This is a genomic window from Actinomadura sp. (genome assembly GCF_044508335.1).
Taxonomy (GTDB): Bacteria; Actinomycetota; Actinomycetes; order Streptosporangiales; family Streptosporangiaceae; genus Spirillospora.
The window spans coordinates 1-6,085 of the sequence record NZ_JBIQHY010000199.1; the positions used below are offsets into that span (position 1 = coordinate 1).

The 6,085-nt window shown below is 75.2% G+C and carries 2 protein-coding genes; both read left to right on the forward strand.

Features of this window, described 5'->3' with window-relative positions; genetic code table 11:
• A partial coding sequence (locus ACIWVC_RS33850) for a condensation domain-containing protein (RefSeq protein ID WP_396452790.1) occupies positions 1-1,525 on the forward strand: 1,525 nt, incomplete at its 5' end.
• Positions 1,522-6,085 (forward strand): amino acid adenylation domain-containing protein (locus ACIWVC_RS33855; protein WP_396455105.1); only part of this gene is annotated, 4,564 nt, incomplete at its 3' end. The genes ACIWVC_RS33850 and ACIWVC_RS33855, both read left to right, overlap by 4 nt.

A 6,085-nucleotide genomic window follows, 5' to 3' on the forward strand; every position in this document is an offset into this window, starting at 1 on the left:
GGTCATCACACCCCGCGAGGTGTTCCAGCACCAGACCGTCGAGGAACTGGCCGCGATCGCGCAGCCGGTCGGCGAGGGCGAGCGGGTCGAGGCCGAGGCGCCCGGCGCCGGGGTCGGGCCCGTGCCCGTCACGCCGATCGTCGCGTGGCTGCGCGACCGGGTGGGCGGCGACACCGCCCTGATCCGGGGCTTCCACCAGTCGATGCTGCTGCGCACGCCGCCGAACCTCGGCGTCGACCGGCTGACCGCCGCGTTCCAGACCCTCTTGGACCACCACGACATCCTGCGGCTCCGCCTCGACGGCTGGCAGCCCGTCGTCCAGCCGCACGGCTCGTCCGACGCGGCCGGCCTCGTCACCCGCGTGGACGTCGCCGGCCTGGACGCCGACAAGCTGCAGGCCGTCATCACCGAGCAGGCCACCGCCGCCCGCGACCGCCTCGACCCGGCCGCCGGGACGGTCGCGCAGCTCGTCTGGTTCGACGCCGGCCAGGAGCAGGGGCGGCTCCTCGTCCTCCTGCACCACCTCGTCGTGGACGGCGTGACCTGGCGCATCCTCCTGCCCGACCTGGTCACCGCCTGGGCCGGGGGAGACCTCGACCCCGTCCCGACGTCGTTCCGCCGCTGGGCGCAGAAGCTCACCGCGTCCGAGCGGGGCGAGGACGAGCTGGAGGACTGGCTCGACATCGTCGACGGCCCGCCGCAGAACCTCGCCGAGCGGCCGCTCGACCCGCGCGTGGACATCGCGGGCCGCGCCCGCTCGGTCACCCTCGACCTGCCCGCCGACGTGACCGAGCCCCTCCTCACCGAGGTCCCGGCCGCGTTCCACGGGCGCGTCAACGACGTCCTGCTCACCGGCCTCGCCCTCGCCGTCGCCCAGTGGCGGCGGCGCCGGGGCGGGCGCGGCACCGGCGTCCTCGTCGACCTCGAAGGCCACGGCCGCGAGGACGTCGTGCCCGGCGCCGACGTCTCCCGCACCGCCGGCTGGTTCACCTCGATCCACCCGGTCCGGCTGGACGCGGGCAGCGCGACCGGCGGCACCGCGCTGAAGACGGTGAAGGAGCAGCTCAGGGCCATCCCCGACGGCGGCATCGGCTACGGCCTGCTCCGCTACGGCGGCGGCGACGCCGCCGAGGAGCTGGCCGCCGCCCCGCCCGCCCAGATCGCCTTCAACTACCTGGGCCGCGTCGCGGACGGCGGCGGGGACGGCGACTGGACGCTCGCCGCCGAGGAGCTCCCCGCGGGCGAGGACCCGGCGATGCCCATGGCGCACGTCCTGGAGATCAACGCCGTCACCCGCGACCTGCCCGGCGGGCCGGTGCTGTCGGCGACCTGGACGTGGCCGGGCGGCCTGCTGGAGGCCGCCGACGTGCGCGACCTGGCCGAGGGCTGGTTCGCCGCGCTGCGCGGACTCGCCGCCGACGTCGCCGCCGGGGACGCGGGCGGCTTCACCCCGTCCGACCTGCTCGTCGACCTGGACCAGCACGAGATCGACAAGCTGCAGACCGCCTGGAGGCAGAAATCGTGAACCGGGGGGACCTTGAGGACATCCTGCCGCTGTCGCCCTTGCAGCAGGGTTTCTTCTTCCACGCCCTCTTCGACGCGGGCGACGGCGACGTCTACACCGCCCAGTTCGTCCTCGACCTCGAAGGCCCCCTGGACGTCGCCGCGCTGCGCACCGCCGCCGCGACGCTGCTGCGCCGGCACGCGAACCTGCGCGCCGCGTTCTGGCACGAGGACCTGTCGCGCCCCGTCCAGGTGATCCCGCGCACGGTCGAGCTGCCGTGGGAGGAGGTCACCGCGCCGGGCGCCGAGGCCGACGCCGTCGTCGCCCGCGAGCGCGCCCGCGGCTTCGACATGACGTCGCCGCCGCTGCTGCGGTTCGTCCTCGTCCGGATGGGACCCGAGCGGTTCCGGCTCGTCTTCACCAACCACCACATCCTGCTGGACGGCTGGTCCACGCCGATCCTCGCGACCGAGCTGTTCCTGCTCTACATGCAGGGCGGCCACGACACGGGGATGCCGCGCGTCACCCCGTACAAGAACTACCTGGCGTGGCTCGCCCAGCAGGACCGCACCGCCGCCGAGGCGGCCTGGCGCCGCGCCCTGGACGGGGTGGACGAGCCCAGCCTCGTCGCGCCCGAGGCCGCCGCCCGGCCCCCGGAGCCCCCGAGGCGGACCAGTACCGAACTCGACGAGCGGACCACCCGCCGCCTCACCCGCGCCGCCCGCCGCCACGGCGTCACGCTGAGCACCGTGCTGCAGGGCGCCTGGGGGCTCGTCCTCGGCCGCCTCCTCGGCAGCGACGACGTGGTGTTCGGCGCGACGGTCTCCGGCCGCCCGCCCGAACTGCCGGGCATCGAGCAGATGATCGGCCTGTTCATCAACACGCTGCCGATCCGCGTCCGCCACCGGCCCGGCGAGTCGCTCGGCGCCCTCCTGGAGCGCCTCCAGGACGAGCAGACCGAGCTCCTCGCCCACCACCACCTGGGCCTCACCGACATCCAGCGGGTCGCGGGCCACGGCGGCGCGCTCTTCGACACGATGACGGTCCTGGAGAACTACCCGTTCGACCCGTCCACGATGGACGGGTCCCTCGGCGGCGTCCGCATCACCTCCGTCGACTCCTACGACGCGACCCACTTCCCCCTGTCGCTCGTCGCCGCGCCGGGCGACCGGCTGTCGCTGCGCCTGCACTACCGCCCCGACGTCTACGAGCACCACGTCGTCGAGGCGCTCCTCGCCCGCGTCCGCCGGTTCCTGGAGGTCTTCGCCGCCGACTCCGGCACCCTGATCGGCGCCGTCGACCTGCCGGACGACGCCGAGCGGGCGTCCCTGGCCGCCTGGAACGACACCGCCGCCCCCGTCCCGGACGGCACCCTCCCCGCCCTCTTCGAGGCCCAGGCCGCCCGCACGCCCTCGGACACGGCCCTCGTCTGCGGCGACGCCCGCCTGACGTACGCGGAGCTGAACGAGCGGGCCAACCGCCTCGCCCACGAACTGATCGCTCGCGGCGTCGGCCCCGAGGACCGCGTCGCGCTCGTCCTCCCGCGCACCCCCCGCATCGTCGTCGCGATCCTCGGCGTCCTGAAGGCCGGCGCCGCCTATGTCCCGATCGACCCGGAGTACCCGGCCGACCGCATCGCCTACATGCTGGACGACGCCCGTCCCGCCCTCGCCATCACCGAACACGACTTCCCGGACACGGCCGGGCGGCCGGCGCACGACCCGTCCGACGCGGAGCGGGTCCGGGCGCTGCGGGCCGGGAACGCCGCCTACGTCATCTACACGTCCGGGTCGACGGGGCGGCCCAAAGGCGTGACCGTGCCGCACGTGGGGGTGCTCAACTACTTCGAGGCGCACCGGGGCGCGTTCATCGACCCGGCGGTCGAGGCCGCCGGCGGGCGGCGCATGCGGTTCGCGCACCTGGCGTCGTTCTCGTTCGACACGTCCTGGATGGGCCTGCTGTGGATGATGTACGGCCACGAGCTGCACCTCATCGACGACGGCACCCGCCGCGACGTCGAGGCGTACACGGCGTACGTGGCGCGCGCCCGGATCGACCTGGTCAACACCACCCCGTCGCACTTCGCGTCGCTCCGCGAGGCCGGGCTGCTGGACGGCGACGGGCGGCACCTGCCCGCACAGCTCCTCCTCGGCGGCGAGGACATCGGCGAGAGCCTGTGGGCCGAGCTGCGCGCGGTCCCCGGCCTCACCGCGCGCAACTTCTACGGCCCGACCGAGTCGACCATCGACACGATGAACCAGGTCGTCGCGCGCAGCGAGCGCCCGTCGGTCGGCCGCCCCTACCGGAACACGCGGGCGTACGTGCTCGACGGCGCGCTCCAGCCCGTCCCGCCGGGCGTCCCCGGCGAGCTGTACCTCGCGGGCGTGCAGCTCGCGCGCGGTTACCTCCGCCGTCCGGCGCTCACCGCCGAGCGGTTCGTCGCCGACCCGTTCGGCCCGCCCGGCGACCGCATGTACCGGACCGGCGACCTGGCCCGCCGGCTCCCCGACGGCACGATCCAGTACCTCGGCCGCGCCGACGACCAGGTCAAGATCCGCGGTTTCCGGGTGGAGCCGGGCGAGGTCGAGAACGTCCTCGCGGGATGCGCGGGCGTCGCGCAGGCCGCCGTGGTCGTCCGCGAGGACCGGCCCGGCGACAAGCGCCTCGCCGCGTACCTGGCCGGCCCGGACGTCGACGTCGCGGCCGTCCGCCGGTACGCGGCCGAGCGGCTGCCCGACTACATGGTCCCGTCGTTCACCGTCCTGGACGCCCTGCCGCTCAACGTGCACGGCAAGCTCGACCGGGACGCGCTGCCCGCGCCCGACACCGGCGCCGCCGCGAGCCGCGCGCCGCGCACCCCGCAGGAGGAGATCCTGTGCGGGCTGTTCGCGGAGGTCCTCGGCGTGCCGCGGGTCGGCGTGGACGACGGGTTCTTCGACCTCGGCGGCGACTCGCTCACCGCCACCCGGCTGGTCAGCAAGATCAGGTCCGCCCTGGGCGCGGAGCTGCCCGTGCGGGCGCTGTTCGAGGCGCCGACCGCCGCCGGGCTCGCCGAGCGGCTCGCGGACGCGGCGGGCGACGTGCGCCCGCCGCTGGTGCGGGCCGAGCGCCCGGACGTCGTGCCGCTGTCGTACGCGCAGCAGCGGCTCTGGTTCCTCAACCGGTTCGAGGGCGCGTCCGCGACGTTCAACATGCCGGTCGCGCTGCGCCTCAACGGCTCCCTCGACCGGGACGCGCTGCGGGAGGCGCTCGCCGACGTGGTGGCGCGGCACGAGTCGCTCCGCACGATCTTCCCGGACCGGTCCGGCACCGCCCGGCAGCTCGTCCTCGAACCGGCCGCCGCGCGGCCCCGGCTGGACGTCGCCGAGGCCGCCGAGACGGAGCTGCCGACGGCGCTGGCCGCCGAGGCCGGGCGCGGCTTCGACCTGTCGGTGGAGCCGCCGCTGCGCGCCCGGCTGTTCGCGCTCGGCGGCGACGCCCACGTGCTGATGCTCGTCCTGCACCACATCGCCGCGGACGGCTGGTCGATGGCGCCGCTGGCCCGCGACGTGCTCCTCGCCTACGCGGCCCGCGCGGAGGGGCGGGCGCCGCAGTGGGCGCCGCTGCCCGTCCAGTACGCCGACTACACGCTCTGGCAGCGCGAGCTGTTCGGTTCCGAGGACGATCCCGAGAGCTTGATCTCGCGGCAGATCGCGTACTGGAAGGACGCGCTCGCCGGGCTGCCGGAGGAGCTCGCGCTGCCGACCGACCGGCCGCGCCCGGCGGAGGCGTCCTACCGGGGCGGGACGCACGCGTTCGAGTTGGACGCCGGCCTCCACGCCGGCCTCCTCGCCCTCGCGCGGGAGAGCGGGGCCAGCCTGTTCATGGTCATGCAGGCCGCCTACGCCGCGCTGCTCACCCGCCTCGGCGCGGGCACGGACGTGCCGATCGGCTCGCCCGTCGCGGGCCGCACCGACGAGGCCCTCGACGACCTGGTCGGCATGTTCGTGAACATGCTCGTTCTGCGGACCGACACCTCCGGCGACCCGTCGTTCCGCGAGCTGATCGCCCGGGTGAAGGAGACCGACCTGGCCGCGTACGCGCACCAGGACCTCCCGTTCGAGCGGCTCGTCGAGGTGCTCAACCCGGCGCGGTCGATGGCCCGGCACCCGCTGTTCCAGGTCGTCCTGTCGTTCCAGAACAACCCCGAGGCCCGGCTCGAACTCGACGGGCTCACCGGCGGCGCCGAGCCGCTGGCGGCGGTCGCCGCCAAATACGACCTGTCCCTCTACCTGGAGGAGCGGTACGGCGCCGACGGCGCACCCGGCGGCATCGAGGCGGGGCTCGAATACGCCCTCGACCTCTTCGACGCCGAGACGGCCGCCTCGATCGCGGACCGCTTCGAGCGCCTCGTCCGCGAGCTGGTCGCCGACCCGGGCGCGCCCATCACCGCCGCCGAGATCCTCGACCGCGGCGAGCGCCGCACGCTGCTGCGCCGCTGGGCGGGCGGCAAGGGCGCCCGCGACGCCGAGCGGACGACCATCCCCGCGCTGTTCGAGGCGCAGGCTGCGGCCCGTCCGGATGCGCCCGCCGTCACGTTCG